Raw genomic sequence first — 25,778 nt, 5'->3', positions numbered from 1 at the left:
ATATTATTTTTAAACTGAACTTACATAAGAGAGTTATATGAAAAGTTATTTACTAATTTATTTTTAGCTATAGGAATTAATAATTATTAATGAGTTAACTGCATAAAAATAATAAGTGTAAGTAATAATTATACTTATTATTACTACTTACACTTATCTAAAGGTAAATACTTAGTTAGGGTTATATTGAAAGGTAGCACATAAGGTTTCTTCACTAGTAGATGAGGTATAACCAGAAATATCAATAGAGTTCGCAGTGCATTTGAGTTTTTTATTATAAATACATTGTTCTGCATTACAATTTACATTAGAATAAGGAGTATTTATACTTATAGAGTTTGTTAATGCACTTGATTTGTTTATAAAGTTTTCACAATTTGTACCATCAGGTTGATAGGTATTGGAACCCCCAATGGTTATCTGATTTAAATTACAGTAGTTGGAATTATTATGTATACAGTTGTGAACTGAACATTGAAGTAAAACCATTTTATCTCCTCCGAAAATAATTTTACTTTAGTATACCTAATTATTCTATTTTTTATACAAAATCATAAACTTCTTAAAATCTTCCTCACTAAGAAACATATCTCCAATGCTACCGTGTTTAGTATCATCCTTAGAAATTCCATGAAAATCAGAACCACAAGTTATTATCATATCCCTTGATTTAGCTAAGGATATAAATTCATCGGTTTCTCTTTTAAAGTTTTGATAATACAGTGCCTCAATACCATGAAAATCATAATTTAATATATTTTTAATAGGTGTTTTTTTAATAAGTTTAGGATGTGCTAGAATTACAATGCAATTATACTTTTTAAGAAGTTCAATTCCTTCTGGTATGGATATATGTTTATTAGGAACATAGGCAGGGCTATCATTTCCTATAAATTTGTCAAAAATATGTTGAAAATCAAAGGGGTATCCAGCATTTACTATGGCTTGTGCTATGTGAGGTCTAGCTATAACACCATTACCAATTTTTAAAACATCATCTACATTTATTTTAATGTTAAAGTATTTATCTAGATTTTTAACTATAGATGAGGCTCTAGTTTCCCTGTTTCTCTTTAAATTATTAAGAAATTTAATTAAGGTTTCATCTTTATAATCATTTCCTTTAAAATATCCTAAGATATGTATGCTTTCTCCATTGTGATTACAGCTTAACTCTATTCCAGGAATAAAATTAAGGGAAATTTCATTAGCTTTATTTAAAGCTTCGCTAATACCTTCAGTGGTATCGTGATCTGTTATAGATAAAAGTTCAACATTTTTATTTTTAGCCATTTCAACTACTTGAGAAGGGGAGAACCTCCCATCAGATGCAGTTGTATGACAGTGAAACTCTGCTATAATATTCATAAATATCTCCTTCCTTTGTATAGTAAATAGATATAATAATATAGATTTATTATATCTTAAGTGTAGTATTATTTATACTATATAAGTTGAAAGAAAATTCTATAGATATTACTCTATTACATCATAAAAATAATTGTCATAATTGAAATAAAGTTATATAATAAAGTCACAATGAAAAATACTTAATAAATTTAAAGGAGATAAAAATGAAAGGTGAAACAAGAAAAAGAATTGCAACATTAGATAATAGAATAAATACTACAAAGCTTGTAAAATTATATATCCTACATTATTTAATATATGAAAATAATGAGGAATATGGATTGGAAATAGTGAATTATATAAATAAAAACTTTACTAAAGTTTCTAATGGGTTGGTGTATCCACTTCTTAGAGATTTGGAGGAAAATTTATATCTTACAGCTAAATGGGAAGATTTTGATAGAAAAAATAAACGTTTATATAAAATTACCGATGAAGGTATAGAACACTATAAAAAAATAAAGGTAGATTATTTTCATGCCATAGAATATAATATTTCTATTTATAATAATGTTTTAAATCAAATTTATAAGAAACAATAGACAAGTTTTATAGCATTATTCAAAGATGGCTCATTCCTATTATTAATCACATATGTAATATTAAAGAATATTATATATGAAGAGATTAATTAATGGGAGGATTTTAATTATGTATAAGATAACCTTAGACCCTGGACATGGTGGAAGCGATCCAGGAGGCGTTTATGGTGATCTAATAGAAAAAGACATTACACTAACTATAGCTATAGAATGTGAGAAAGAGCTACTTAGACATGGGATAAAAGTTCAAATGACAAGAGATGCTGATAAATATCTAGGACTTTCTCAAAGAACTACTATGGCAAATAATAATATGTCAGATTATTTTATTTCTATCCATTGTAATGTAGGTGGAGGAGATAGAGGTGAAATAATTTATTCTATATATAATGGTAAAGGGTTGGAGCTTACAAAAAAAATTTGTAATGAAATTATGAATATTGGTCAGAATCAAGTTAAAATTTATAATCGAATGAATAAAAGTGGAAGAGATTATTTTCCTTTAATAAGAGACACTATTATGGATGCAATTATTATCAAGTGTGCTTTTATAGATAATGAAGAAGATAATAAGATAATTAGTACTATTGAAAATCAAAAGAAATTTGGAAAAGCTATAGCGAAAGGTATTCTTTCTCAACTAGATATTGAGTGTACTGACATGGATTAATTTAACAATATTTATTTTGATAGTTTCAAAAATATATATATTAAACGAGCAATTATAAATGAAGAAAATATTAGACCCATTAGTAGATTAATTCTAATGGGTCTAATATTATTTTATACTTTTTATATAAATACTAAGTATATCCTCATAGGTTAATGGATAGGGATGATTTTTAAGTTTTGCTTTATTGGAATTCATGTAAGAAGTATAATTTTTTAATTCATCAAGGGTTATTTTCAAATCCTTTGAAAATAATTCATCTATAAAGTTTCCAAACTCATCTACATTTGAGAAGTTCAATAAATATATGATTTTATCCACTTTATCCTTAGAATTATTTGCGTATATTTTAAGATATTCTTTTAAAAGAATTCCATTAGCCTTACCATGAGGTACATTATGATAATAAGTTAATGAATATCCCATTCCATGAGGAATAGATGTGCCGCTTTGTGAAATTACCATACCAGCAATAGAGGATGCTATTAATAAATTTTCACGTATTTTAAAGGGAATATTTTCTGAAGATATATATGAAATACATTCACTAAATATCTTTAAACCACTTTCTGCAAGAGCATTGCTAAAGCAGTTAGAATTAGTAGATAAATACCCTTCTATTAAATGTGAAAGTGCATCTATAGAAGTATTTATTGTTACATTTTTAGGTGTATCCATCAAGTAAGTAGCATCCAAAAAAGATACTACAGGAAAAATTTTAGGGCAAATACCTCTTTTATTTTTAATGTTATGATCTGTTAATATAGAGTAAGGTGTAGTTTCGGTTCCAGTTCCAGCAGTGGTAGGAACTGCAACGATTGGAAGAGAATTAAGAGCGGAATTTGTAAATAAATCTTCAATAGTGGCTTGTGAATTAAAAAGAAGAACTCCGGCAGCTTTAGATGCATCTATAGGTGAACCTCCACCTATTCCAATAATAAAATCGATACCTTTATCTTGGGCGAATAATTTTATTTTAATAATTGTTTCTGTAGATGGATTTTCTTCTACATCATCAAATATATGATAATCTATATTGTTTTCTTTTAAGGAATTTACCACATGGTTTAAAGAACCATTAGTTTTAGAAGAATGTTTACCAGTTACTATTAAAGCAGTACTTCCTAAAGAATTCATTATACTACCGTGATTTGCTATTGCGTTTTCTTCACATATAATCTTTGTTGGCATAAAAAATATTGGATTACTCAAAATTTTATTCCTCCTTAAAGTTAATTGTAATATTAAAATTTTATCTTATATTTTAATATAGCATCTATTACAAGTTTTCTCAATTCATTAGAAGGATAACTTTATTATAAATTTTTATCTGTAAGATCTATTATTATTGAATATTTAAATTAATTTTGAAAATAATAGTTAATAGGGAGGTGAGCTTTATGGCTAAGAATAAGCAAAACAAACCTAAGAAGTCTTCCAATAAGGTGAATGGTGAACTAACTTCTATGAATGACAAATCAAATGACAGTAGAAATTCTAAAACAGGATATATGGAACAGCAACCTAATTCTCACTTAAATCAATTTAAATAAGTCTAGGTTATACTTAAACCGGTAACACTACAAAATATTAATATGTAGAGTTATCGGTTTATTGTTTAGTTGGATTGATTTTTTTGTTAATAAAAATTATAATTCTTTTTATTAGAGTTATGAAGGGAAGTTTAAGATGGAAGAGAGATTACAAAAATATATGGCTAGATGTGGTGTTGCTTCTAGAAGAAAATGTGAAGAAATAATATTATCTAACAGAGTTAAAGTTGATGGGATTATAGTAAAGGAATTAGGAACAAAAATTGACTCTAGAGTTAATGAAGTTAGAGTAGATGACAAAGTAATAAAACCAGAAGAAAAAAAGATATATATAGCACTTAATAAGCCTACAGGATATATATCATCTGTAAAGGATGATAGAGGTAGAAAAACTTTATTGGATATTGTAAAAGTAGATGAAAGGATATATCCTATTGGAAGGTTGGATTATGATACTTCTGGATTAATTCTTCTAACTAATGATGGTGAAGTTTATAATAATGTAATGCACCCAAGAGTTTCTATTAATAAAACTTATATAGCTATAGTAAAAGGAATAATCAATGATGATGAAATACATAAATTTGAAAAAGGAATTGATATTGGTGATTATATTACTGCACCAGGAAGATGTGAAGTGTTAAAAAAATATAAAAATAGTTGTGAAGTTGCTATAACTATCCATGAGGGGAAAAATAGGCAAGTGAGAAGAATGTGTGAAGCAATTGGACATCCAGTTGTAAGTTTGAAGAGAGTTTCAATTGGTGAAATAAAATTAGATACAGGGTTAAAAGAAGGTCAATGGAGATACCTAAGTGAAATAGAAATACAATACCTAAAGAATGGAGGAGATAAAAATGTTTAAATACTTAGGAAATATAACAGATCTATCTCACTATATAATTGAAAATTTTGTGGTGGATAAAAATATAGCGGTAGATGAGACTCTTGGGAATGGTGGAGATTGTGATTTTCTAAGTGAGAGCTTTAAAAAAGTTTATGCATTTGATATTCAATCAGTAGCAATAGAAGAATATAAGAAAAAGAACAAAGATAATGTAAAACTCATTTGTGATTCTCATGAAAATATAGAAAAACATATAACTGAAGAAATAGATGTAGCCATATATAATTTAGGTTTTCTACCCGGTGGTGACAAATCAATAACTACGGAGGCTGAATCTACACTAAAAAGTATTAAAGAAACTTTAAAAATATTAAAAAGTGGAGGTTTTGCCATTGTATCAGTATACATTGGTCATAATGAAGGTCTTCGTGAAAGTGAACAGATACTAAAATATGCAAGTTCTCTACCAAAAAATAAGTATGGAGTAATGATTCATAAAGTTATAAATAGGAGTGAAAGGGCTCCATATTTATTAGTCATTGAAAAGAAGTGATTGCTCTAAAACAGTGATTTTACAATACTTAATACAGAAACTTAAACTATGTTATAAGTTTATAATTATCTCTTATATAGGAAAAAATTCATAAAATTAATAATCATAGAAGTTTTATGTTGAAGGATAATCCATACTGTGTTAATATGAAGTATATAATTCATTTTTCAGTAAAATGAATTATATACTTTATAATCTTTTAAAAGGAGTTAAGTGATGGAGAATAATAATACTGATTTAATGAGAATGATACAAACTAAGTTTTCAAGGTTAAGTAAAGGGCAGAAGCTCATAGCTGAATATATTTTAAAGCATTATGATAAAGCAGCATTTATGACTGCTGCGAAGCTAGGAGCAAGCGTTGGTGTAAGTGAATCAACAGTAGTTAGATTTGCTAACCAATTAGGTTATGAAGGATATCCTGAACTCCAGAAGGCGCTACAAGAACTTATAAAAAACAAACTTACCACAGCTCAAAGAATAGAATTATCTAATGATTTTATTATTCCTAATAACGCTTTAAAAGGAGTATTAAAATCAGATATAGAAAATATTAGAGCAACAATGGAAAAAATAAATTATGAGGCTTTCGAAAGTACAGTTAATAGTATTTTAAACTCTAAGAAAATTTATATTGTAGGATTAAGAAGTTCCGCTGCATTGGCAGACTTTTTAGGATTTTATTTAAATTTAATATTAGACAATGTAAAAATCGTATCTTACGGGATGAGTGATATTTTTGAACAGATGCTAACATTAGGTGAAGGAGACTGTGTCATTGGTATAGGTTTCCCACGTTATGCTATGAGAACTGTTGAAACCCTTAATTATGCAAAGTCAAGGGGAGCTGATGTTGTTGCAATTACAGATAGCGTTTTATCTCCGTTAGCAACTAAAGCTGATTATGTACTAATAGCTGAAAGTAATATGGCTTCCTTTGTTGATTCTTTAGTGGCACCACTAAGTGTTATTAATGCTCTTATTATAGCTGTAGGATTAAAGGAAAAGGACAAAATATCTAAAACCTTCACAGAACTTGAGCAAGTATGGCAAGAATATCAAATTTATTCCTACAAAACAAATAAAGATATTAACAAGTTTTAATTTTTATGTCTAAATTTTTATAAAATTATGTTGATTTATATACAAAAGTATTCTATTATGTAAATAAAGGCATGTAATCGTTTTTAGTATTTGCAATAAATCTGTTAAAATGTTTTTAAAAAAGAAGGAAAAAAAGCAAATACATAGAATATATATTACATGTAAAGATTTACTTCAGTGTGTTATCATACAAAAAGTAAATTATATAAATAATTTTGTTTAAATTTTAGGAGGTATTGATACTATGGATACTAAAGCTTATATTGAGCAAGTATTAGAAAACGTGAAAAAAAGAAACAGCGCTGAACCAGAATTTATACAAGCTGTTGAAGAGGTTTTAAACTCTATAGGGCCTGTACTTGATAAGCACCCAGAATATGTAGAGTCTAACTTATTAGAAAGATTCTGTGAGCCTGAAAGACAAATAATGTTTAAAGTATCTTGGAAAGATGACAATGGTAAAACTCAAGTAAATAGAGGATTTAGAGTACAATTTAATGGAGCTATAGGACCTTACAAAGGTGGATTAAGATTCCATCCATCTGTTTACTTAGGAATTATCAAGTTCCTAGGATTTGAACAAATTCTTAAAAATGCATTAACTGGACTTCCAATAGGTGGAGGTAAAGGTGGTTCAGACTTTGATCCAAGAGGCAAGTCTGATGCTGAAATCATGAGATTCTGTCAAGCGTTTATGACTGAATTACAAAGACACATCGGACCAGATGTGGACGTTCCAGCTGGAGATATCGGTGTAGGTGGAAGAGAAATCGGATACTTATATGGTCAATATAGAAGAATTAGAGGAGCTTTCGAAAATGGAGTTTTAACTGGAAAAGGTTTAACTTATGGTGGAAGCTTAGTAAGACCAGAAGCAACAGGATTTGGAGTTACTTATTTCTGTGAAGAAATGCTTAAACATGAAGGAACTGACTTCAAAGGAAAAACAGTTGCAGTTTCAGGTTTCGGTAACGTTGCTTGGGGAGCATGCCAAAAAGTTGCTGATTTAGGTGGTAAAGTTGTTACTTTATCTGGACCAGATGGTTATATCTATGATAAAGATGGAATAACTACTCCAGAGAAAATTAATTACTTAGTTGAAATGAGAAATTCAGGTAGAGATAAAGTTCAAGATTATGCTGATAAATTTGGATGCGAATTCTTCCCAGGACAAAAACCTTGGGGTGTTAAAGTTGACATCATAATGCCTTGCGCAACTCAAAACGATATTCATATAGAACATGCAAAACAAATCGTTGCTAATGGCATTAAATTTGTATGTGAAGCTGCAAATATGCCATGTACAAACGAAGCAGTCGAATACTTCTTAGCTAATGGATTAATAGTTGGACCTGCTAAAGCTGCTAATGCTGGTGGAGTTGCCACTTCTGCATTAGAAATGGCACAAAACAGTATGAGAATATCTTGGACAGCTGAAGAGGTGGATCAAAAACTTCATCAAATAATGGTAACAATTCATAAAAATGCTATGGATGCAGCTGAACAATGTGGATTTGGATACAACTTAGTTGCTGGTGCTAACATTGCTGGATTTATGAAAGTTGCTGAAGCAATGCATGCTCAAGGAGATATTTAATATTAAATTAAAATAGTTTTAATATTAAAGGAGGGAATTTTTAAATTCTCTCCTTTTTCATGTGATATGACAAGGATTTTAGTTTTAAATGTAATTTATTATAATTAAACTCTACTAATAAACGTAGAATAAAATTTTAGTTAACAAAATAAATTCATTGAATAATTAGGAATTTTATATTAAATTATAATATAGGAATATATTTAAAATAAAACAGAAGAGATGGTGATTTTTTGGCACAAGTAGTAGTTGTAGGTGGAGGTCCAGCTGGAATGATGGCTGCAATAGCAGCAAGTAAAAACAATAAGGTTATATTAATAGAAAAGAATAATAAACTTGGCAAAAAACTGTTTATTACTGGGAAAGGTAGATGTAATGTAACTAATAATAAGGATATTAGTGAGTTTTTTGATTATATTCCAACTAATCCTCATTTTCTATATAGTGCTCTTTATACATTTACCAATGAGGATACTATTAAGTTTTTTAATGAAAGAGGAGTTGAACTTAAAGTAGAGAGAGGGGATAGAGTTTTTCCTAATTCAGATAAATCTTCAGATATTATAAAAGCCTTTGAAAAAACTTTAATGGAGAAAAATATTGAAATTAAACTTGGAATTGCTGTAAAAGAATTAAAAGTTGAAAATAATAAGATTACTTCAGTAATCCTTGATAATGATGATTATATAGAATGTGATAATGTAATCTTAGCTACTGGCGGGGCTTCATATCCTCAAACTGGATCTAATGGTGATGGGTTTAGATTTTGCAAAAGTTTGGGTCATAATGTAGTGTCTATAAAACCGTCCTTAGTACCAATTGAAATTAATGAAGCTTGGGTAAAAGACCTTCAAGGTTTATCACTAAGAAATGTACAACTTACATTATTAGATAAGAACAATAAAATTATTTTTAAAGATCAAGGTGAAATGTTATTTACTCACTTTGGAATTTCTGGTCCATTATGTCTTAGTGCAAGCAGTTTAATAAAACCAGGTGAAAAGTATAAGATTGTATTAAATCTTAAGCCTGCACTTAGCGAAAAAGAGTTAGATTTAAGAATACAAAAGGATTTTTTAAAGTATAATAATAAGGACTTTAAGAATGCATTAAATGATTTATTTCCACAAAAATTAATTCCTATTATGATTAATTTAAGTAAAATACCAGAAAATCAAAAGGTAAATAGTATTACAAAAGAACAACGTAAGTTTTTTCTAAATCTTATTTCAAATCTTACAATGGATGTAAGAGGATTAAGGTCTATAGAAGAAGCAATAGTTACATCTGGAGGTATTGATACAAAAGAAATTGATCCGTCTACAATGAAATCCAAGGTGGTTTCTAACCTAAGTTTTGCTGGAGAAGTAATAGATGTAGATGCTTATACGGGAGGCTATAATGTACAGATTGCTATTTCTACAGGTTTTATAGCAGGAAGTAAGATATAAATATACAAGTAAAGTTATTATTGAGAAATTTATAGTTTAAAAACATCTATTTAAATTATAGATTGATAGTAACTATATAACTGAGGAGTGAAACTATGAAAATATCAATAGCTATTGATGGTCCTGCTGGAGCAGGAAAAAGTACTATAGCTAAATTAATAGGAGAAAAATATAACTTAATGTACATAAATACTGGATCTATGTACAGAGCAGTTACTTTATTTGCAATGAGAAAGGGTGTTGAACCTAATCAAGTAGGTGATTTATGTGAACTTATAGATACTTTGAAGATGTATTTTGATAATGATAACCTATTTGTTAATGATATAGATGTGACTGATGAGTTAAGGAGTATTGAAGTTACTAATAATGTGTCGAGATATGCATCTATACTAGAGGTTAGACAAAAGCTAGTTGAAATGCAGCAAGAAATAGCTAAAAATTACAATGTAATCATGGATGGTAGGGATATAGGCACAGTAGTACTTAAAAATGCATCCTTAAAAATATTCTTGACAGCTAGGGCAGAAGAAAGAGCTAAACGTAGGTATGATGAGCTTATAGCCAAGAATGTAAAAGTAGATTATAATAATATATTAGAAGATATAAAAAAAAGAGATTACATTGATTCAAATAGAGAAGTAGATCCTTTAAGAAAAGCTGAAGATGCAATAGAGATTGATACTTCTACTATGGGTATAAATGAAGTAGTAGATGCCATATCTAAGTACATATCATATATAAATGTAGATAAATAGTCATGTGTAATATAAAATAATTTGTTTTATAGTAAATGGTATTAGAGGTGAGGATAATATGTCTGAAGTAACTCTTGCAAATAAAGCAGGTTTTTGTTTTGGAGTAAAAAGAGCAGTTGAAGAGACTATAAGATTGAGAGAAAAATATAATAAGGATATATACACATTAGGGCCATTAATCCATAATAATGATGTTGTGAAAAGCTTAGAGGAAAAAGGTATTCATTCTATAACTCTAGAAGAAGCATATAATCTTAAAAAAAATGATGTTGTAGTAATAAGATCTCATGGTGTTGGCAAAAATGTATTTGACCATTTAAGAAAGAATAATGTTATAATAGAAAATGGGACTTGTCCATATGTGAGAAATATACAACAAAAAGTTGAGGAGTATTATAACAAAGGATATAATATAATTATTGTTGGTGATGATAAGCATCCAGAGGTCATAGGGATTAATGGGTGGTGTAATGATACAGCTATTATATCTAAGGATGGAGAAAACATAGATGCAATTAAGAGCAAGGTATGTGTAGTTTCCCAAACTACAGAAAAGCAAAGTAATTGGGAAAAGGTTTTGAACAGGATAATATCATTAGCTAAAGAAATAGTAGCTTTTAACACTATATGTAATGCCACAGAAGAAAGACAGGAATCAGCGAATAAACTTTCTAAAGAGGTTGATTTAATGATAGTTTTAGGCGGATATAATAGTTCAAATACTACAAAGCTTTATGAAATTTGCAAAAAAAATTGTGAAAATACTTATCATGTAGAAAAAGTAGATTCTTCACTTTTAAATATGATAGGGAATGAAAATATAAATAAAATTGGAATTACTGCTGGGGCGTCAACTCCAGAGTACGTAATTGAGGAGGCTATTAGTAAAATGAAAAAACAAAACGATATAAGTCAAGAGGATATGGACCTTTATGATAAATATTTTAAGGATACTAGCAACATATCTGTAGGAAGTATTTTAGAAGGTGAAGTATTTAAAGTAAATGAAAAAGAAGCATATTTAACTATAGGTACAAAAACTGAGGCTATAGTAACAGCAGAGGAATACTCTAGAGACAATGAAACTCCTTTAAATCAACAAATTAAAGTAGGAGATGTTATTAAAGCAAAAGTAATAAACAGAAAAAATTCTGATGGATTAGTTGTATTATCAAGAACTGAGGTTTTAAGAGCTGAACAACAACAAGTGTTAAAGGCTGCTTTTGATAATGGAGAGATAATAAATGTTCAAGTTAAACAAGAAGTAAAAGGTGGACTTGTAGCTTTATTTGAAGGAGAAAGAGTATTTATACCAGCATCTCATATAGAATTAAGTAGAGTTAGTGATTTGTCTAAGTATATAGGACAAAATTTTGATATAAAACTTATAGAGTATTCTAGAGAAAGAAATAGAGTTAAAATAGTTGGTTCAAGAAGAGAACTTTTAGAGAAGGAGAATGAAGTTAAAAAGGCTACTACATGGGCTTCTTTAGAAAAGGGAATGGTAGTTGAAGGTGAAGTTAAAAGATTAACTGCTTTTGGAGCTTTTGTAGAAATTAATGGTATAGATGGTTTATTACACAGTTCAGAAATGTCTTGGAATAAAGTTAATAACCCATCAAAATTATTTAAAGTTGGTCAGATTATTAAAGTTGGTGTTTTAGAAGTTGATAGAGAAAATAACAAATTAGCTTTAAGTGTTAAAATGTTAAGTGAAAATCCATGGAATAATATTAATGAAAAATATCCAACAGGAAATGTTGTTGCTGGAAAAGTAGTAAGATTTGCACCATTTGGAGCATTTGTTGAATTAGAAGAAGGTATAGATGGATTAGTCCACATATCTCAAATTTCTAATGAGAGAGTTGAAAAAATTGAAGATGTTTTAAAAATTGGAGAGATCGTAAAAGCTGTTATAACTCAAGTAGATGCTGAAGGAAAGAAAATTGGACTTAGCATTAAAGATTTAGAGGCATAAAAATTTTTAGAAGATACACTATACTGGTGTATCTTCTATTTTAAATTAAAATAAATATACTAAAAATGGTTATATTATTTAAATTTGGATTATAATATATATATAGATTCAAAAGTATGAGGTAGATGGATTTATGTATAAATTAGAAACATTAAATAATTCAAATTTAAATTTTATAAATGAGTTTGATATTACTAATGAGTATAAAGAAGAACTCATAGAGATTTGTACAAATAAGAATATATTTAAAAAACTCCTTTTGGGAAAAAACATCAAGTATATAAAATCTCAACAAAAATATATAGGGTTTTTATGGTATAGTAAACTTCAATATCAAGTATATAAAATACACTGTATAAAGTTTATTCCAGAATATAGTACTTTTGAGTATTATAAAGAAGTTTTTAAGTTTTTCAATAGTTGTAATTCAATTATAATCAGTGAAAATAATAACTTGAATACAACTTTATTGATTAAACTAGGATTTAGTGTAGAAAGAGCTATTATTGAAATGGAAAGAGATATAAATTCCTATGAAGAACAGAATAATGATGAAAATATTTCTTTTGAAACCTTTAAAGAAGGTAAAGATGAAAAATATAGGTGTTTAATTCAGAATAAAGTTTTTGATTCAGCTAATAGACAGTCTATAAATAAAGAGGATATTATATATGAAAAATATCAAAATTATTATATTCCAGAAGGATGTATTTTTATTAAACATAAAGGAGTTCATGTAGGGTATGGACAATTAATAAAAAAAGATTCAAAAATTTATATAGCTAACTTTGGAATTTTACCGGAATATAGAGGCAAAGGTTATGGTAAGAAGCTACTAAAATATATAGTAAATATAGCTCATGATCTTGGAAATAGTAAAATATATCTTAAATGTGATAAAAAAAATATAGAAGCTGTAAATTTATATATAGGTGAAAGGTTTAAAACAATTGATACTTACCATGAGTATAAGAAAGATAATATAGATTCATTTTAATATAATAATTAATATAGTAAATATAGAACTATACTTTATAATTATTAAGAACAAATATAATAAAAAAGAAATTAAGTCATGAAACTTAATTTCTTTTTTTGATTACTATTTTTCAATTTTTACATATTCAGCTAAAGCTCTTTCTAATATGTCCATTGCATCAGCTAGAGCTTCAGTATTTAAACAGTAAGATAATCTTATTTCATCCATACCAAGACCCTCTGTTGCATAGAAACCTTCTGCAGGTGCAACCATAACAGTTTTATTATTATAGTTATAGTCTGTAAGTAACCATTTTGCAAAATCCTCACCACTTTTTATTGGAAGCTTTGCTACAATATAAAATGCTCCAGTAGGTTTTTTGCATATAACACCTGGCATTTTTGAAAGCTTTTCAAACAGAATGTTTCTTCTTGATTCATATTCTTTTTTAACGTTAATAAAGTATTCTTTAGGAGTATTGATTAAATTTGCTGCTGCTAGTTGTTCTATAGTTGGAACACATAGTCTAACTTGACACATTTTCATAATTTGACTTATAAGTTCTTTATTCTTAGAAGCTACTAAACCAATTCTTGCACCACATGCACTATAGCGCTTAGATATACTATCTATTAAAATTACTCTATCTTTAATATCTTCCATATAAAGAGCAGAAGTGTATTTTAATCCATCATAAACAAATTCTCTATATACTTCATCTGCAATAAGGAATAGGTTATTCTCTTTACATATATCAGCAAGCATTCTTATTTCATTTTCAGTGTAAACAACTCCAGTTGGATTTCCAGGGTTAGAAACCATGATTGCTCTAGTTTTAGGAGTTATTTTAGATATTATAACATCCTTTGCTGGTAGATGGAATCCTTCTTCTGCTTTAGTTATAAAAGGTACCACTTTTACGCCAGCACCTTGTGCAAATCCTGCATAATTGGTATAGAAAGGCTCTGGTATAATTACTTCATCGTCTACATCACAAATTGCTGTTAATGCTAAAGAAATAGCTTCAGAACCTCCATTAGTAATAAGAATTTCATTAGATTCAAAATCTATATCCCATTCTTTATAGTATTTAATAAAACTATTAATTGCTTCATCTATTCCTTGAGATTGAGCATATTTAAGTACATCATCTTTATAGTTATTAATTCCTTCCATGAATTCCTTTGGAGTTTCAATATCAGGTTGACCAATATTTAAATGATATATTTTTACTCCTTTACGTGCAGCTTCAGCTCCATATGGTGCTAGTTTTCTAATCGGTGAATACCCCATAGCCAGTATTCTTTTTGAAAATTCCATTTTAACTCCTCCTAAAATAATATGAATAAATATTTAAGTTTATTTATTTTCATTATTGTACTAGTATACATTACATATTGTTTCTATTTTGTATAATATTTATGAAGAACTTTACCTAATCTTTTTATTCCTTCTACGATTTTATCTTCTGGCATATTAGAGTAATTTAATCTAAAGAAATTTTTCTTTCCACCATTAGGGAAGAAAGAAGCACCAGGTACATAGGCTACATTCTCTTTTAGAGCATCTTCCATAATAGAAGCAGAATCTAAATCTTTTCTTAATTCAACCCAAGTAAACAACCCTCCTGAAGGATAAGTGTATTTAACGTCTTCAGGGAAATATTTTTTCATGCTATCTATCATTAAGTCACGTCTAACTCTATAAACTTCAATTATGCTCTTTATATGATCATCTAAACTGTAAATTTTCATGTATTCTCCTGCGATAACTTGAGCAAAAGTATTACATTGTAAGTCTGCGCCTTGCTTAATTAAAATATACTTTTTAATTATTTCTTCTTCTGCTAATATCCATCCAAGTCTTAGTCCAGGACAGAAAGTTTTAGAGAAAGTACCTAGATTAATTACATAACCAGCTTTATCAAAGGATTTAATTGAAGGAAGACTTTCTCCATCAAATCTTAAATCTCCATAGGGACTATCTTCAATTAAAGGTATTTCATACTTAGCAGCTAGTTCAGATAAGCGTTTTCTTCTTTCGATATTCATTGTAATTCCACTTGGATTTTGAAAATCTGGAATAGTATAAATCATTTTTATATTGTGGTTTTCGTTTTCTAATGCTTTTTCTAATTCCTCTACAATCATACCATTTTCATCCATTGGTATTTCTAAGAATTTAGGACCATAAGCCATAAATGCATTTAAAGCGCCAAGATAGCTTGGACTTTCACATGCAATAGTGTCTCCTTCATTTATGAAAAGCTTTGCAGAAAACTCTAAACCTTGCTGAGAACCATTAGTTAGCATAACATTTGAAGTATCGCATTTTACTCCTGTAGGCGCTATTCTTTCTTTTACAATTATTTCTCTCAAAGGCATGTAACCATCAGTAGAAGCATATTGTAGAGCTATTTGGCCTTTTTCTTTTATAACCTTTGATGCTACTTCGTTTAGTTTATCTAAAGGAAATAATTCAGGTGCTGGTAATCCACCTGCAAAAGAAATGATTTCTGGCTTTTCAGTCAATTTCAAAAGTTCTCTTATTTCAGACGCTTTTAAATTTGAAGTCCTATTCGCATAACGTATATTCATATATACACCCCCCCATAATTATGTTTTAAAATTAATTATACTATTCATCTTATGTACCATGATTTTATTATAACTTATTTGCATGTTTTTTCAAGATATTTTAATATAGTGGAAAGAGTAATAAAATAAATCTTAAAAATACTTGTTATTTGAGTGAAGAAGTAGTATAATGACTTAAAGAATAAATTAAATAATTAAATATTTCTTTAAATCAGTCCAGAGAGGCTGGCAAGAAGGTAGATATAATTACAGGACACACTATATTTATGTATATAACTTCTTGCGAAAGTAAGAAGTTTTTTTATTTATATACCTTTTAATCAGTACTGAGATACTGAAAGGGGAGAAAGAAATTTCTCCTAATATTAAAAATATTAAGGAGGCTTTATATGTCAGAAATAACATTAAAAAAAGAAGCAGAAGAAACATTGGCAAAGAGATCTATTAAGGAAGAGACTAAAAGAATGGTACTTGCTATGCAGCATTTAATTGCTATGTTTGGTGCAACGGTTCTAGTACCTGTACTTACAGGACTTGACCCTTCAGTTGCTCTTGTTGCCGCAGGATGTGGTACTTTGATATTTCACCTTTGTACGAAAGGAAAAGTTCCAGTATTCCTTGGTTCTTCCTTCGCATTTATACCGGTAATAATAGCTGCGGGAGAATTAAATGGCGGAGATTTAGCATATGCACAAGGCGGATTGTTAGTTGCAGGTTTTATTTATGTAATAATTTCATTTCTTGTTAAGAAAATTGGTGTAACCACTATAAAAAGACTCCTTCCAGCCCAAGTGGTAGGACCTATGATAATAACTATAGGATTAAACCTTGTACCTACAGCTATAGGAATGGCTAGTGAAAATTTTATTATAGCAGGGATAACTTTAGCTATAGCATTATCCATTAACTTATTTGGGAAAGGTTTTTCAAAACAGTTAGCTATACTTATTGCAGTATCATCAGGGTATATACTTTCATTAATTTTTAATATAGTAGATACTAGCATAATATCTAAATCAGCATATATAGCGGTACCTAGCTTCACACTGCCTAAATTTGATATGGCATCTATACTCGTAATTGCACCAGTGGTGTTAGCAGTACTAATGGAGCATGTTGGTGATATTACTACAAATGGGCAAGTAGTTGGTAAAAACTTCATTGAAGATCCCGGTCTTAATAGAACTTTATTAGGAGATGGACTTGCAACTATGTTTTCTGCATTTATTGGAGGGCCAGCCAATACAACTTATGGAGAGAATACTGGAGTTTTAGCATTAACAAAGAACTATGATCCATCAATAATAAGAATTACAGCAATATTTGCTATAGTCCTAGGTTTTGTAGCTAAATTAGGAGGATTACTATTATCTATACCTAGTGCTGTTATGGGTGGTATTAGTATCATGTTATTTGGAATGATTTCATTAATAGGATTTAAAACTATTAAAAATGGAGATGTAACTTTTGATTGGAAAAACATTGTAGTAATAGCTACTATAATAATAATTGGTCTTGGTACTACTAATTTAGAAAAATACACTGGTATATCAATTGGAATTCCAGTTGGTGCATCTGTTAAAATAACAGGCGTAAGCTTAGCAGCTCTTGTAGGGGTTATATTAAATATGATTTTAAATTTTAAAAGTGAAAAAGAAGAAAATAGAAATGAATATGTAGCTTAACTATGCATTCATTGAAATACCACTTAATACAAAGATTATGTATTAGGTGGTATTTTTTTACATCTGATGATATAATATAATAAAATATAACATGGGGGTGTGACAATGAAAAAAGTTAAAGTTGAAGATGCTATTGGGATGGTGGTGGCCCACGATTTAACTAAGATCGTACCGGGGGAATTCAAGGGTGCTGCTTTTAAAAAAGGACATATAATAGAAGTAAAAGATATAGAAGAGTTGAAGTTTATAGGGAAAAATCACGTTTATATTATTGAAATGAATTCAGAAATGCTTCATGAAGACCAAGCAGCTTTAGAGTTAGGACAAGCAATTGGAGGAGAAAATACCTACATTAAATCACCTAGTGAGGGAAAAGTAAATATTTTAGCTGCTCGGGATGGGCTTTTGAAAATTAACACTAGTTTGTTATATGAAATTAATTATATTAAAGACATTGTAGTAAGTACATTACACAATAATACTGTTGTAGAAAAGGATACAATTGTTTCTGCTACAAAAGTAACACCGTTAGTTGTAGAAAAAAGATATATCAATCAAGTTAAGGATATATTAAGAAATGTATCAGGGATTATAGACATAATACCTTTTAAAGTTCAGAAGGTAGGAATCGTTATTACTGGTACGGAAATTTATGAAGGCATCATTACTGATAAATTTGCTCCAATACTTAAGGAAAAGGTTAGTAATTACAAAGCTATTGTTGAAGATGTCATATTTGTTCCAGATGACTTAGAAAAAACAACTAATGCTATAGAGATATTTAAGTCTAGAGGATGCAGTTTAATAATATGCAGTGGGGGAATGTCAGTAGATGCAGATGATTTAACACCTGTAGCTATTGAAAAAGTAGCTTCAGAGATAATTACCTATGGATCTCCAGTAATACCAGGAGCTATGTTTATGTTAGCATATAGTGATGATATAACTTATGTGGGGATTCCAGCTTGTGGAATGTTCTCTAAAATAACTGTATTTGATGTTTTACTTCCTAGGATAATGGCAAAGGATAAAATTAGTAAAAGAGAAATAAATGAGTTATCTCACGGAGGGCTTTGCTTAAAATGTAATATATGTCATTATCCAATTTGTCCATTTGGGAAATAGGGAGGTATTTTATATGAGTATTACTTTACTTGAAGAAGTGAATGAGCAAGTGAAGAATGGGAATTTTGTAGCTCTTTCTATAATTACTAAGGCTTGTGGATCTTCACCTAGGGGAGAAGGTACCATAATGGGAGTTCTAAGAGATGGTACTGTAATTGGTACTATAGGTGGAGGTGCAGTTGAAGATGAAATTATAAAATCTAGTATAGAGGCTATAGAAACACAAAGGAGTGGTAGATATGAATATAGTTTGAATGAAGCTAATAAAGAGCTTAATATGGTTTGTGGAGGAAACATTGAAGTATATATAAAAGTATTAATGCCTAAGCGTAAACTTCTTATAGTTGGTGGGGGACATATTGCATTGCCACTACATTTTATAGCTAATGTATTAGGATATGATATTGTAGTTTTTGAGGATAGGGAAGAATATTGTAATTGGGAAAGATTTAAATTAGCTGATGAGCTTTTACTAGGAGATATTAAAGAAAATTTAAAAAAATATCCTATAAATAATCAATGCAGTATAGTAATTATAACTAGGGGACATTTCCATGACTATGAAGCTTTAAAAACTATTATAGATACTGAAGCAAATTATATTGGTATGATAGGAAGTAAAGTTAAGATAAAAAAAACTATATATAAATTATTAGATGAAGGATTTAACAAAGATTTGTTGAATAAAGTATATGCACCTATTGGTATAGATTTAGGTGGTGAAAGACCAGAAGATATAGCATTATCTATAATGGCAGAAATTTCATTAGTTGTAAATAATGGAAAACTAGCCCATAAAAAATTACAATAATATATAGAGAGATAAAAATTTATCTTGAATTATTGTAATATAATCAATATATTCATAATATTTTAATTATATAAGGGTTAATTTTCTTTCTAAAAAGTAAAGTATGATAGATAATATTGTATTTTATTAATATATAAATAAAAGGGAGTTCTAAGGGGGAAAAGAATGGTAAATCGAAAAGCTTTAAAAAGTAAATCTAAAGATCAATTAAGGGGGCAGTGGAAGATACCGGTCTTAATAACACTAATAATCTTTGTAATTCAAGGAAGTATAAGTCTTGGTTCTGAGACTTTTAAAGATACTATAGGACCATCACTTCTGATAACAGTTATAAGCATAATAGTAAGCTTAAGTATAGCAATTATGAGTAATTCATTTTATCTTAAAATTTCTAGGGATAAGAAAGTTAAATTTTCTGATATACTTATCTCAGGTAAGACTTGGGGAAAAGGTATGGGTATACAGCTTTTAATAGTATTAATGTACATACCAATAATAATTATTATTGGTATAGTTGTAGGGTTTATAGCAATTCATTATAGTAACCAGATATTTATGGGTTCTTTATCAGGTAATTCTATTCCATCTTTTGAAGGCATGACAACAATGATTGTTCTGGTTACGTTAGTTTTATGTATACCAATAATTATTTTGGGTTTATATTTGTTCCCAGCAGTGATTTTAGTATGTGAAGATAATAGTAAGGGTGTAATTCAGTGTATAAAAGAAAGTTTTAAATTAATGAAAGGGAATGTATGGAGTTTATTTGTACTATACCTTAGCTTTTTAGGTTGGGTGATTTTATGTATTGTACCAGGTGTAGTTGTAGCTATAATTGCAGTTTTTTCATTTAATGAAATACTCATTACTATATTACCGTTAATTATAGGAATTAGCTTTCTATGGTTAACCCCATATATGAATACAACATTTTTGAATTTCTTTAATGAAATATCTGGATACAATAATAAACCTATATATAATGAAATTAATCCATTAAATTAACAATATGTGTTATATATCTATATAAGTTGTCTATGAATGAGATTACTTATATAATAACTTAGTATTTAGCGTAAATTAAATTTTAACTAGGTTTATATATAAATGTTTATATCATAATTAAAGAAGATGTATATCAACTTAAATCCAAAGGAATTCTTTGGATTTTTATTATTAAGTCTAATTGGAAATTAATAAACTAAAGCCTAAATTAAAAAAATATTACTTCAAGATTTAAGATTGTATATAAATGCTATTGTTTGTTATGAATAAAGATGATAGATTTATAATAGATTACATTAAAGATAAAATATATTAATTAGCTATGTATTGGATAAATATAAATATAAATATAAATATAAATAAATGATTAGGTGATGAAATGAAGATAGTATGTTCAATAGGTCCTAATGTTAAGACCTTAAATGATTTAGATAAGTTTGTAAATGCAGGAATGAATTCAATGAGATTGAATTTTTCTCATATAGAAAATGATACAGCTAAAAAACAAATTAAGTATATGAAGGAGAATTATCCTGATATTTCTATTATTCAAGATTTACAAGGCAATAAAATTAGAGTATCTAATTTGTTTAATGGCCAATTAAGGGTTAACTTTGGAGAAACCGTATATTTTTGTAGTGAAGAATTTTTTAAAGAAAATCTTAGACATAGTGGAAAGAATACATTAATTCCAATTTCTTTTCAAGGACAATTTACATGGCTTTCTAAATGCAAAAAAATTCTTATGAAGGATGGAACAATGGAATTTAATGTTGTAGGAAAGCTTAAGGATAAAGAGGCAATAAAGGCAGAAGTCGTTTTAGGTGGCATGGTTAGAGGTGAGAAGGGGTTAAATGCTCCGGGAATGGATAGGTTGGGTATGACGTTAACCATAAAGGATAAGAAGGATATTGAATTTGGCCTATTAAGTGGTGTGGATATAATATGTCTTTCCTATGTTACGAGAGAATCTGATATTCTAGAATTAAAGGAATATATAAAAAAAGTAAAGAAATATAATCCTCAAATTATTATGCCTAAAATTTGGGCAAAAATAGAGTGTAAAGAAGGAATTCTTAATTTTGATTCTATTTTAAAATCTGTTGATGGAATTATGCTAGGTAGGGGAGATTTATTCTCGGAATTGGACATAATGGAAATTCCTTTTGTACAGGATGAAATAATAGGAAAGATGAAATCTGAAAAAAAGGAGCTTATAATCGCAACCTATGTGTTAGATTCTATGAGAAGTGCCCGAAAACCTAAAATTCCTGAATTAGATGATTTATATAATTTTATAAAAAATAAGGTTGATGGAATTATGCTAGCTGGAGAAGTTGGGATAGGTAAAAATCCTCTCCATGTTATAAGATTTACTAAAGAATTTATAGATAAATATAGTTATCTTAGTTAAGAAAAAAATGAAGATGGATATAAAATTTATATCCATCTTCATTTTAGAATTAATTAACTATTTAGTCTAGTTTAGTTATATTTTAGGAATAAATTCTATATATTTACATCGGGTTCAATGATATAATTAAATATAGATAGTGTAAAAACTCTACACTAACCTAAGCATATAGGGGGGATTATTATGAATAAAGATTTACAGAAGGAAAAGATACAAGAAATATATAATGAAATTACTAGATTAACAGAAGAATTATCAAAAATTCAATGTACTCATAATGAATGTGAAGAATGTCCTTTTAGAGAATTGACAACAACTGATTCTAATCAAACACTTGATTGTGGTGGATTTATTGATTTATTCATGTATAATTAATAAGTCCTTATAATTATTTAAAATGTAGAGCAAAAGCAATAGACTTAATTTTGTCTATTGCTTTTAAACATATATTAATGAAAATGTATATAAACTATTTTCCTAAGTTAAATATATCTAAATCTTTAACTTTCAATCCTCGTTTCATTACTGTTACCATGGCTCTTAAGGTGTCGAGAGAAGTCATTAATGAAACTCCTGATTCTACAGCTGTTCTTCTAAGTTTAAAGCCATCGCGCTGAGAGTCATTTCCTCTAGTTGGTGTATTAACTATCATATTTATAGATTTATTTCTGATAGAATCTACTATATCAGGTTTTCCTTCACCAATTTTATTAACTATTTTTGCATCTATACCTTCAATTTGAAGCATTTTTGCAGTTCCTTCTGTGGCTACTATCTTACAGCCAAGTAAGTTCATTTCTTTAGCTAGTATTAAGAATTCATCTTTGTCACTATTATTTATGGTTGCAAGTAATTTGTCTCCAGACTTTAAAATTGGTCTTTTGGCAGCCAAGAAACCCTTCATCATAGCTTCATCAAAGGTATGTCCTACACCAAGAACTTCTCCAGTGGATCTCATTTCAGGTCCAAGACTTACTTCAACCTTTGGAAGCTTTTCAGTAGAGAATATAGGTACTTTTACAGTTACAAAGTCAGGTTCAGCACATATTTGTTCCTTATATCCCATATCTTCTAGAGATTCTCCAAGCATGGCGCGAGTAGCTAATTCAACTATAGGTACATTAGTAACCTTGCTTATATATGGAACAGTACGAGAAGCTCTAGGGTTAACCTCTATGATAAAAATTTCTCCTTCAAACTCAATGAACTGAATATTTATCATGCCAAGAACTTTAAGCTCTAAAGCAATCTTCTTTGTATATTCAAAGATAGTATTCTTAGATTTGTCAGATATATTTTGAGAAGGATATATGCTTATAGAATCTCCAGAGTGGACTCCGGCTTTTTCAAGGTGTTCCATAATTCCTGGAATTAAAATACTTTTACCATCACAGATAGCATCCACTTCAATCTCTCTACCAACTAAGTATCTATCAATCAAAACAGGATTTTTATGATCTCTTTTAAACGAATTCTCCAAATACTTTTTAAGCTCCTTTTCTCTATAGGTGATTTCCATACCTTGACCACCTAACACATAAGAAGGTCTAACAAGTACAGGATATCCAAGGTTCTCAGCACCAACAATTCCTTCATCAAGGTTCCATACTGCAATTCCTTTAGGTCTATTAATATCAAGATCTTCAAGCATAGCATCAAATCTTTCTCTATCTTCGGCCCTATCTATACCATCAGCATCAGTACCTAAAATCTTAATTCCATTTTCTCTTAGAAACTTAGATAGTTTTATAGCAGTTTGACCACCAAATTGAAGAATTACACCTTCAGGTTTTTCCTTGTTGATTATGTTGAGTACATCTTCTTCAGTTAGAGGTTCAAAGTAAAGTTTATCTGATATATCAAAGTCTGTTGATACAGTTTCTGGGTTATTATTTACAATTATAGTTTCGATGCCTTTTTTCTTAAGAGCTCCAACAGCATGAACAGAGCAGTAATCAAACTCAATCCCTTGTCCGATTCTAATAGGACCTGAACCTATAACCATTACTTTTCTTTTATCAGATACAACTACTTCGTCAAATTCTTCATAGGTTGAATAGTAGTATGGTGATATGGCATCAAACTCTCCAGCGCAAGTATCTACCATCTTATAGGTTGGCATAATGTTATACAGCTTTCTAAGAGTATACAACTCTATAGGGCTAATATCCATTAAGTCTGCAATACCTTTGTCTGAAAAACCCTTTTTCTTTAATAGATTTAAATATTCTTTATTTAAATCTTCTAACTTAGCAGTTTTTAAGAATTCTTCTTGTTCTACTATCCATTTTATTTTATTTATAAAGAAGGTATCTATTCCTGTAACCTCTGATAATTTCTCAACTAGATATTTTCTTCTAAGCATTTCAGCTAGATCAAAGACTCTTTCATCATCTGGCACCATTACGCTACTCTTTAACTGAGACAAAGTTTTTTCCTGAGATGGCTTATGATCTAACACATATTTTCCTATTTCTAAGGAGCGAATTCCTTTTAGGAAGGCAGCCTCAAAATTTGATCCAATAGCCATGATTTCTCCTGTTGCCATCATTTTAGTTCCTAAGGATTTATTGGCATTTTTAAATTTATCAAAAGGCCATTTTGGTATTTTCACAACTACATAATCAAGAGCTGGCTCAAAGGAGGCCATTGTTTTACCAGTAACGGAGTTTACAATTTCATCTAGGGTATATCCAAGGCCAATTTTTGCAGCTACCTTTGCTATGGGATATCCTGTAGCTTTTGATGCAAGGGCAGAAGAACGAGAAACTCTAGGGTTTATCTCAATTACAGCATACTCAAAACTATTAGGATTTAAAGCAAACTGGACATTACATCCTCCAATAATTCCTACTTCATCTATGATTCTCAAGGCTGAAGTTCTAAGCATTTGATATTCTTTATCAGAAAGGGTTTGAGAAGGAGCTACAACTATGGAATCTCCTGTATGAACACCAACAGGGTCTATGTTTTCCATATTACACACGGTTATGCAATTTCCTTTAGAGTCACGCATAACTTCATATTCAACTTCTTTCCATCCTTTAATACTTTTTTCTAAAAGAACTTGATTTACAGGGCTAAGATAAAGACCATTTTCTAATATGGTAATTAGCTCTTCTTCAGTATCTGCAATACCACCGCCAGTACCACCAAGGGTGTAGGCAGGTCTTACAATTACAGGGTAACCAATCTTTTTAGCAAAGTTAACTCCAGAATCTACATCATTTACTATATCTGACTCAATAACAGGTTCGTTGATTCTTTCCATTAATGCCTTAAATAAATCTCTGTCTTCACCCTTTTTTATAGACTCTACCGAAGTTCCTATGATTTTAACTCCATATTTATCTAATATACCTTTTTCAGCGAGTTCTATAGTTAGGTTTAAACCTGTTTGTCCACCCATCCCTGATAAAATGCTGTCTGGTTTTTCTTTTACTATAATTTTCTCAATAAACTCAGTAGTTAATGGCTCTATATATATTTTATCTGCCACTTCCTTGTCAGTCATTATGGTTGCAGGGTTAGAGTTTATTAGTATGGTTTCTATCCCTTCTTCCATAAGTGCTCTACAAGCTTGAGTTCCAGAATAGTCGAACTCAGCAGATTGTCCTATTACTATTGGACCAGATCCTATTATTAATACTTTTTTTATGTCATTTCTCTTACTCATTGATTATTCCTCCTACATGAAAG

At 29.2% G+C, this 25,778-nt stretch carries 23 protein-coding genes; 17 read left to right on the top strand and 6 right to left on the bottom strand.

What is annotated here, in order from left to right; all coding sequences use genetic code 11:
• Positions 1-171: 171 nt before the first annotated feature.
• Together B3086_RS08010 and B3086_RS08005 are read right to left on the bottom strand one after the other, a co-directional pair.
• Positions 172-489, bottom strand: a complete 318-nt coding sequence (locus B3086_RS08010) for a DUF1540 domain-containing protein (protein ID WP_346848083.1) — start codon at positions 487-489, stop codon at positions 172-174.
• 45 nt (positions 490-534) lie between these two features.
• Positions 535-1,368 carry a PHP domain-containing protein gene (locus B3086_RS08005; protein ID WP_346848084.1) on the bottom strand — a complete coding sequence of 278 codons (834 nt, stop codon included), beginning with the start codon at positions 1,366-1,368 and terminating at the stop codon, positions 535-537.
• A gap of 206 nt (positions 1,369-1,574) precedes the next feature.
• On the opposite strand from B3086_RS08005, the gene B3086_RS08000 reads away from it, so the two are divergent.
• Together B3086_RS08000 and B3086_RS07995 are read left to right on the top strand one after the other, a co-directional pair.
• Positions 1,575-1,952 carry a PadR family transcriptional regulator gene (locus tag B3086_RS08000; protein ID WP_346848085.1) on the top strand — a complete coding sequence of 126 codons (378 nt, stop codon included), beginning with the start codon at positions 1,575-1,577 and terminating at the stop codon, positions 1,950-1,952.
• Between the two features lie 109 nt (positions 1,953-2,061).
• The gene (locus B3086_RS07995) at positions 2,062-2,622 is read left to right on the top strand and encodes an N-acetylmuramoyl-L-alanine amidase (RefSeq protein WP_346848086.1); all 561 of its coding nucleotides are present in this window, start codon (positions 2,062-2,064) and stop codon (positions 2,620-2,622) included.
• A gap of 108 nt (positions 2,623-2,730) precedes the next feature.
• On the opposite strand, the gene B3086_RS07990 is transcribed toward B3086_RS07995, so the two are convergent.
• Positions 2,731-3,834, bottom strand: a complete 1,104-nt coding sequence (locus tag B3086_RS07990; protein WP_346848087.1) for an iron-containing alcohol dehydrogenase family protein — start codon at positions 3,832-3,834, stop codon at positions 2,731-2,733.
• A 188-nt stretch (positions 3,835-4,022) separates the two neighbouring features.
• On the opposite strand from B3086_RS07990, the gene B3086_RS07985 reads away from it, so the two are divergent.
• The 9 genes from B3086_RS07985 to B3086_RS07945 all read left to right on the top strand — a co-directional run bounded on the left by B3086_RS07985 (position 4,023) and on the right by B3086_RS07945 (position 13,460).
• Positions 4,023-4,175, top strand: coding sequence for a hypothetical protein (locus tag B3086_RS07985; protein ID WP_156964331.1), 153 nt, complete (start codon positions 4,023-4,025; stop codon positions 4,173-4,175).
• A 136-nt stretch (positions 4,176-4,311) separates the two neighbouring features.
• A complete protein-coding gene (locus tag B3086_RS07980) occupies positions 4,312-5,040 on the top strand; it encodes a pseudouridine synthase (protein ID WP_346848088.1) in 729 nt (242 codons plus the stop codon).
• Positions 5,033-5,575 (top strand): class I SAM-dependent methyltransferase, encoded by a 543-nt coding sequence (locus tag B3086_RS07975; RefSeq protein WP_346848089.1) that lies wholly within the window; start codon positions 5,033-5,035, stop codon positions 5,573-5,575. The genes B3086_RS07980 and B3086_RS07975 overlap by 8 nt, the downstream gene beginning before the upstream one ends.
• 216 nt (positions 5,576-5,791) lie before the next feature.
• Positions 5,792-6,679: a MurR/RpiR family transcriptional regulator gene (locus B3086_RS07970; RefSeq protein WP_035132970.1), complete on the top strand. Its 888-nt coding sequence runs from the start codon at positions 5,792-5,794 to the stop codon at positions 6,677-6,679.
• A 244-nt stretch (positions 6,680-6,923) separates the two neighbouring features.
• Entirely contained in the window at positions 6,924-8,276 is a 1,353-nt protein-coding gene (gene gdhA / locus B3086_RS07965) for an NADP-specific glutamate dehydrogenase (RefSeq protein ID WP_207656739.1), read from the top strand.
• A 233-nt stretch (positions 8,277-8,509) separates the two neighbouring features.
• Complete coding sequence (locus B3086_RS07960) at positions 8,510-9,727, top strand: NAD(P)/FAD-dependent oxidoreductase (RefSeq protein ID WP_346876179.1); 1,218 nt, start codon at positions 8,510-8,512, stop codon at positions 9,725-9,727.
• A gap of 95 nt (positions 9,728-9,822) precedes the next feature.
• Positions 9,823-10,485, top strand: coding sequence for a (d)CMP kinase (cmk, locus tag B3086_RS07955; RefSeq protein WP_346848091.1), 663 nt, complete (start codon positions 9,823-9,825; stop codon positions 10,483-10,485).
• A gap of 58 nt (positions 10,486-10,543) precedes the next feature.
• Positions 10,544-12,463: a bifunctional 4-hydroxy-3-methylbut-2-enyl diphosphate reductase/30S ribosomal protein S1 gene (locus B3086_RS07950; RefSeq protein WP_150844231.1), complete on the top strand. Its 1,920-nt coding sequence runs from the start codon at positions 10,544-10,546 to the stop codon at positions 12,461-12,463.
• A gap of 133 nt (positions 12,464-12,596) precedes the next feature.
• The gene (locus B3086_RS07945; protein ID WP_346848092.1) at positions 12,597-13,460 is read left to right on the top strand and encodes a GNAT family N-acetyltransferase; all 864 of its coding nucleotides are present in this window, start codon (positions 12,597-12,599) and stop codon (positions 13,458-13,460) included.
• Positions 13,461-13,565: 105 nt separating this feature from the next.
• Here B3086_RS07945 and B3086_RS07940 read toward each other — a convergent pair whose 3' ends face one another.
• Together B3086_RS07940 and B3086_RS07935 are read right to left on the bottom strand one after the other, a co-directional pair.
• Positions 13,566-14,762, bottom strand: a complete 1,197-nt coding sequence (locus B3086_RS07940) for a pyridoxal phosphate-dependent aminotransferase (RefSeq protein ID WP_346848093.1) — start codon at positions 14,760-14,762, stop codon at positions 13,566-13,568.
• A gap of 83 nt (positions 14,763-14,845) precedes the next feature.
• Positions 14,846-16,039 carry a PLP-dependent aminotransferase family protein gene (locus tag B3086_RS07935; RefSeq protein ID WP_346848094.1) on the bottom strand — a complete coding sequence of 398 codons (1,194 nt, stop codon included), beginning with the start codon at positions 16,037-16,039 and terminating at the stop codon, positions 14,846-14,848.
• Between the two features lie 389 nt (positions 16,040-16,428).
• On the opposite strand from B3086_RS07935, the gene B3086_RS07930 reads away from it, so the two are divergent.
• From B3086_RS07930 to B3086_RS07905, 6 genes are all read left to right on the top strand, one after another.
• Positions 16,429-17,724 carry a uracil-xanthine permease family protein gene (locus B3086_RS07930; protein ID WP_346848095.1) on the top strand — a complete coding sequence of 432 codons (1,296 nt, stop codon included), beginning with the start codon at positions 16,429-16,431 and terminating at the stop codon, positions 17,722-17,724.
• 105 nt (positions 17,725-17,829) lie between these two features.
• Entirely contained in the window at positions 17,830-18,849 is a 1,020-nt protein-coding gene (locus tag B3086_RS07925; protein WP_346848096.1) for a molybdopterin-binding protein, read from the top strand.
• A gap of 13 nt (positions 18,850-18,862) precedes the next feature.
• Positions 18,863-19,660 carry an XdhC family protein gene (locus B3086_RS07920; protein ID WP_346848097.1) on the top strand — a complete coding sequence of 266 codons (798 nt, stop codon included), beginning with the start codon at positions 18,863-18,865 and terminating at the stop codon, positions 19,658-19,660.
• Positions 19,661-19,825: 165 nt separating this feature from the next.
• The gene (locus B3086_RS07915) at positions 19,826-20,665 is read left to right on the top strand and encodes a DUF975 family protein (protein ID WP_346848098.1); all 840 of its coding nucleotides are present in this window, start codon (positions 19,826-19,828) and stop codon (positions 20,663-20,665) included.
• A 379-nt stretch (positions 20,666-21,044) separates the two neighbouring features.
• On the top strand, positions 21,045-22,079 hold the full coding sequence (locus tag B3086_RS07910) for a pyruvate kinase (protein WP_346848099.1): 1,035 nt from the start codon (positions 21,045-21,047) through the stop codon (positions 22,077-22,079).
• A 183-nt stretch (positions 22,080-22,262) separates the two neighbouring features.
• Positions 22,263-22,454 carry a hypothetical protein gene (locus tag B3086_RS07905; protein ID WP_150844223.1) on the top strand — a complete coding sequence of 64 codons (192 nt, stop codon included), beginning with the start codon at positions 22,263-22,265 and terminating at the stop codon, positions 22,452-22,454.
• A 94-nt stretch (positions 22,455-22,548) separates the two neighbouring features.
• Here B3086_RS07905 and carB read toward each other — a convergent pair whose 3' ends face one another.
• Positions 22,549-25,755, bottom strand: coding sequence for a carbamoyl-phosphate synthase large subunit (carB, locus tag B3086_RS07900; RefSeq protein ID WP_346876185.1), 3,207 nt, complete (start codon positions 25,753-25,755; stop codon positions 22,549-22,551).
• Positions 25,756-25,778 lie beyond the last annotated feature (23 nt).

This window comes from Clostridium sp. UBA871 (assembly GCF_002295255.1).
GTDB classification, from domain to species: domain Bacteria; phylum Bacillota; class Clostridia; order Clostridiales; family Clostridiaceae; genus Clostridium_J; species Clostridium_J sulfidigenes.
The sequence above is the reverse complement of the archived record's forward strand: the minus strand, read 5'-3'. Positions and strand labels throughout refer to the sequence as shown.

Excerpts from the sequence above, each read along its gene's own strand:
- B3086_RS08010 (WP_346848083.1), bottom strand. The coding sequence starts at position 489 with ATGGTTTTACTTCAATGTTCAGTTCACAACTGTATACATAATAATTCC.
- B3086_RS08005 (WP_346848084.1), bottom strand. The coding sequence starts at position 1,368 with ATGAATATTATAGCAGAGTTTCACTGTCATACAACTGCATCTGATGGG.
- B3086_RS08000 (WP_346848085.1), top strand. The coding sequence starts at position 1,575 with ATGAAAGGTGAAACAAGAAAAAGAATTGCAACATTAGATAATAGAATA.
- B3086_RS07995 (WP_346848086.1), top strand. The coding sequence starts at position 2,062 with ATGTATAAGATAACCTTAGACCCTGGACATGGTGGAAGCGATCCAGGA.
- B3086_RS07985 (WP_156964331.1), top strand. The coding sequence starts at position 4,023 with ATGGCTAAGAATAAGCAAAACAAACCTAAGAAGTCTTCCAATAAGGTG.
- B3086_RS07980 (WP_346848088.1), top strand. The coding sequence starts at position 4,312 with ATGGAAGAGAGATTACAAAAATATATGGCTAGATGTGGTGTTGCTTCT.
- B3086_RS07975 (WP_346848089.1), top strand. The coding sequence starts at position 5,033 with ATGTTTAAATACTTAGGAAATATAACAGATCTATCTCACTATATAATT.
- B3086_RS07970 (WP_035132970.1), top strand. The coding sequence starts at position 5,792 with ATGGAGAATAATAATACTGATTTAATGAGAATGATACAAACTAAGTTT.
- gdhA (WP_207656739.1), top strand. The coding sequence starts at position 6,924 with ATGGATACTAAAGCTTATATTGAGCAAGTATTAGAAAACGTGAAAAAA.
- cmk (WP_346848091.1), top strand. The coding sequence starts at position 9,823 with ATGAAAATATCAATAGCTATTGATGGTCCTGCTGGAGCAGGAAAAAGT.
- B3086_RS07950 (WP_150844231.1), top strand. The coding sequence starts at position 10,544 with ATGTCTGAAGTAACTCTTGCAAATAAAGCAGGTTTTTGTTTTGGAGTA.
- B3086_RS07945 (WP_346848092.1), top strand. The coding sequence starts at position 12,597 with ATGTATAAATTAGAAACATTAAATAATTCAAATTTAAATTTTATAAAT.
- B3086_RS07940 (WP_346848093.1), bottom strand. The coding sequence starts at position 14,762 with ATGGAATTTTCAAAAAGAATACTGGCTATGGGGTATTCACCGATTAGA.
- B3086_RS07935 (WP_346848094.1), bottom strand. The coding sequence starts at position 16,039 with ATGAATATACGTTATGCGAATAGGACTTCAAATTTAAAAGCGTCTGAA.
- B3086_RS07930 (WP_346848095.1), top strand. The coding sequence starts at position 16,429 with ATGTCAGAAATAACATTAAAAAAAGAAGCAGAAGAAACATTGGCAAAG.
- B3086_RS07925 (WP_346848096.1), top strand. The coding sequence starts at position 17,830 with ATGAAAAAAGTTAAAGTTGAAGATGCTATTGGGATGGTGGTGGCCCAC.
- B3086_RS07920 (WP_346848097.1), top strand. The coding sequence starts at position 18,863 with ATGAGTATTACTTTACTTGAAGAAGTGAATGAGCAAGTGAAGAATGGG.
- B3086_RS07915 (WP_346848098.1), top strand. The coding sequence starts at position 19,826 with ATGGTAAATCGAAAAGCTTTAAAAAGTAAATCTAAAGATCAATTAAGG.
- B3086_RS07910 (WP_346848099.1), top strand. The coding sequence starts at position 21,045 with ATGAAGATAGTATGTTCAATAGGTCCTAATGTTAAGACCTTAAATGAT.
- B3086_RS07905 (WP_150844223.1), top strand. The coding sequence starts at position 22,263 with ATGAATAAAGATTTACAGAAGGAAAAGATACAAGAAATATATAATGAA.
- carB (WP_346876185.1), bottom strand. The coding sequence starts at position 25,755 with ATGAGTAAGAGAAATGACATAAAAAAAGTATTAATAATAGGATCTGGT.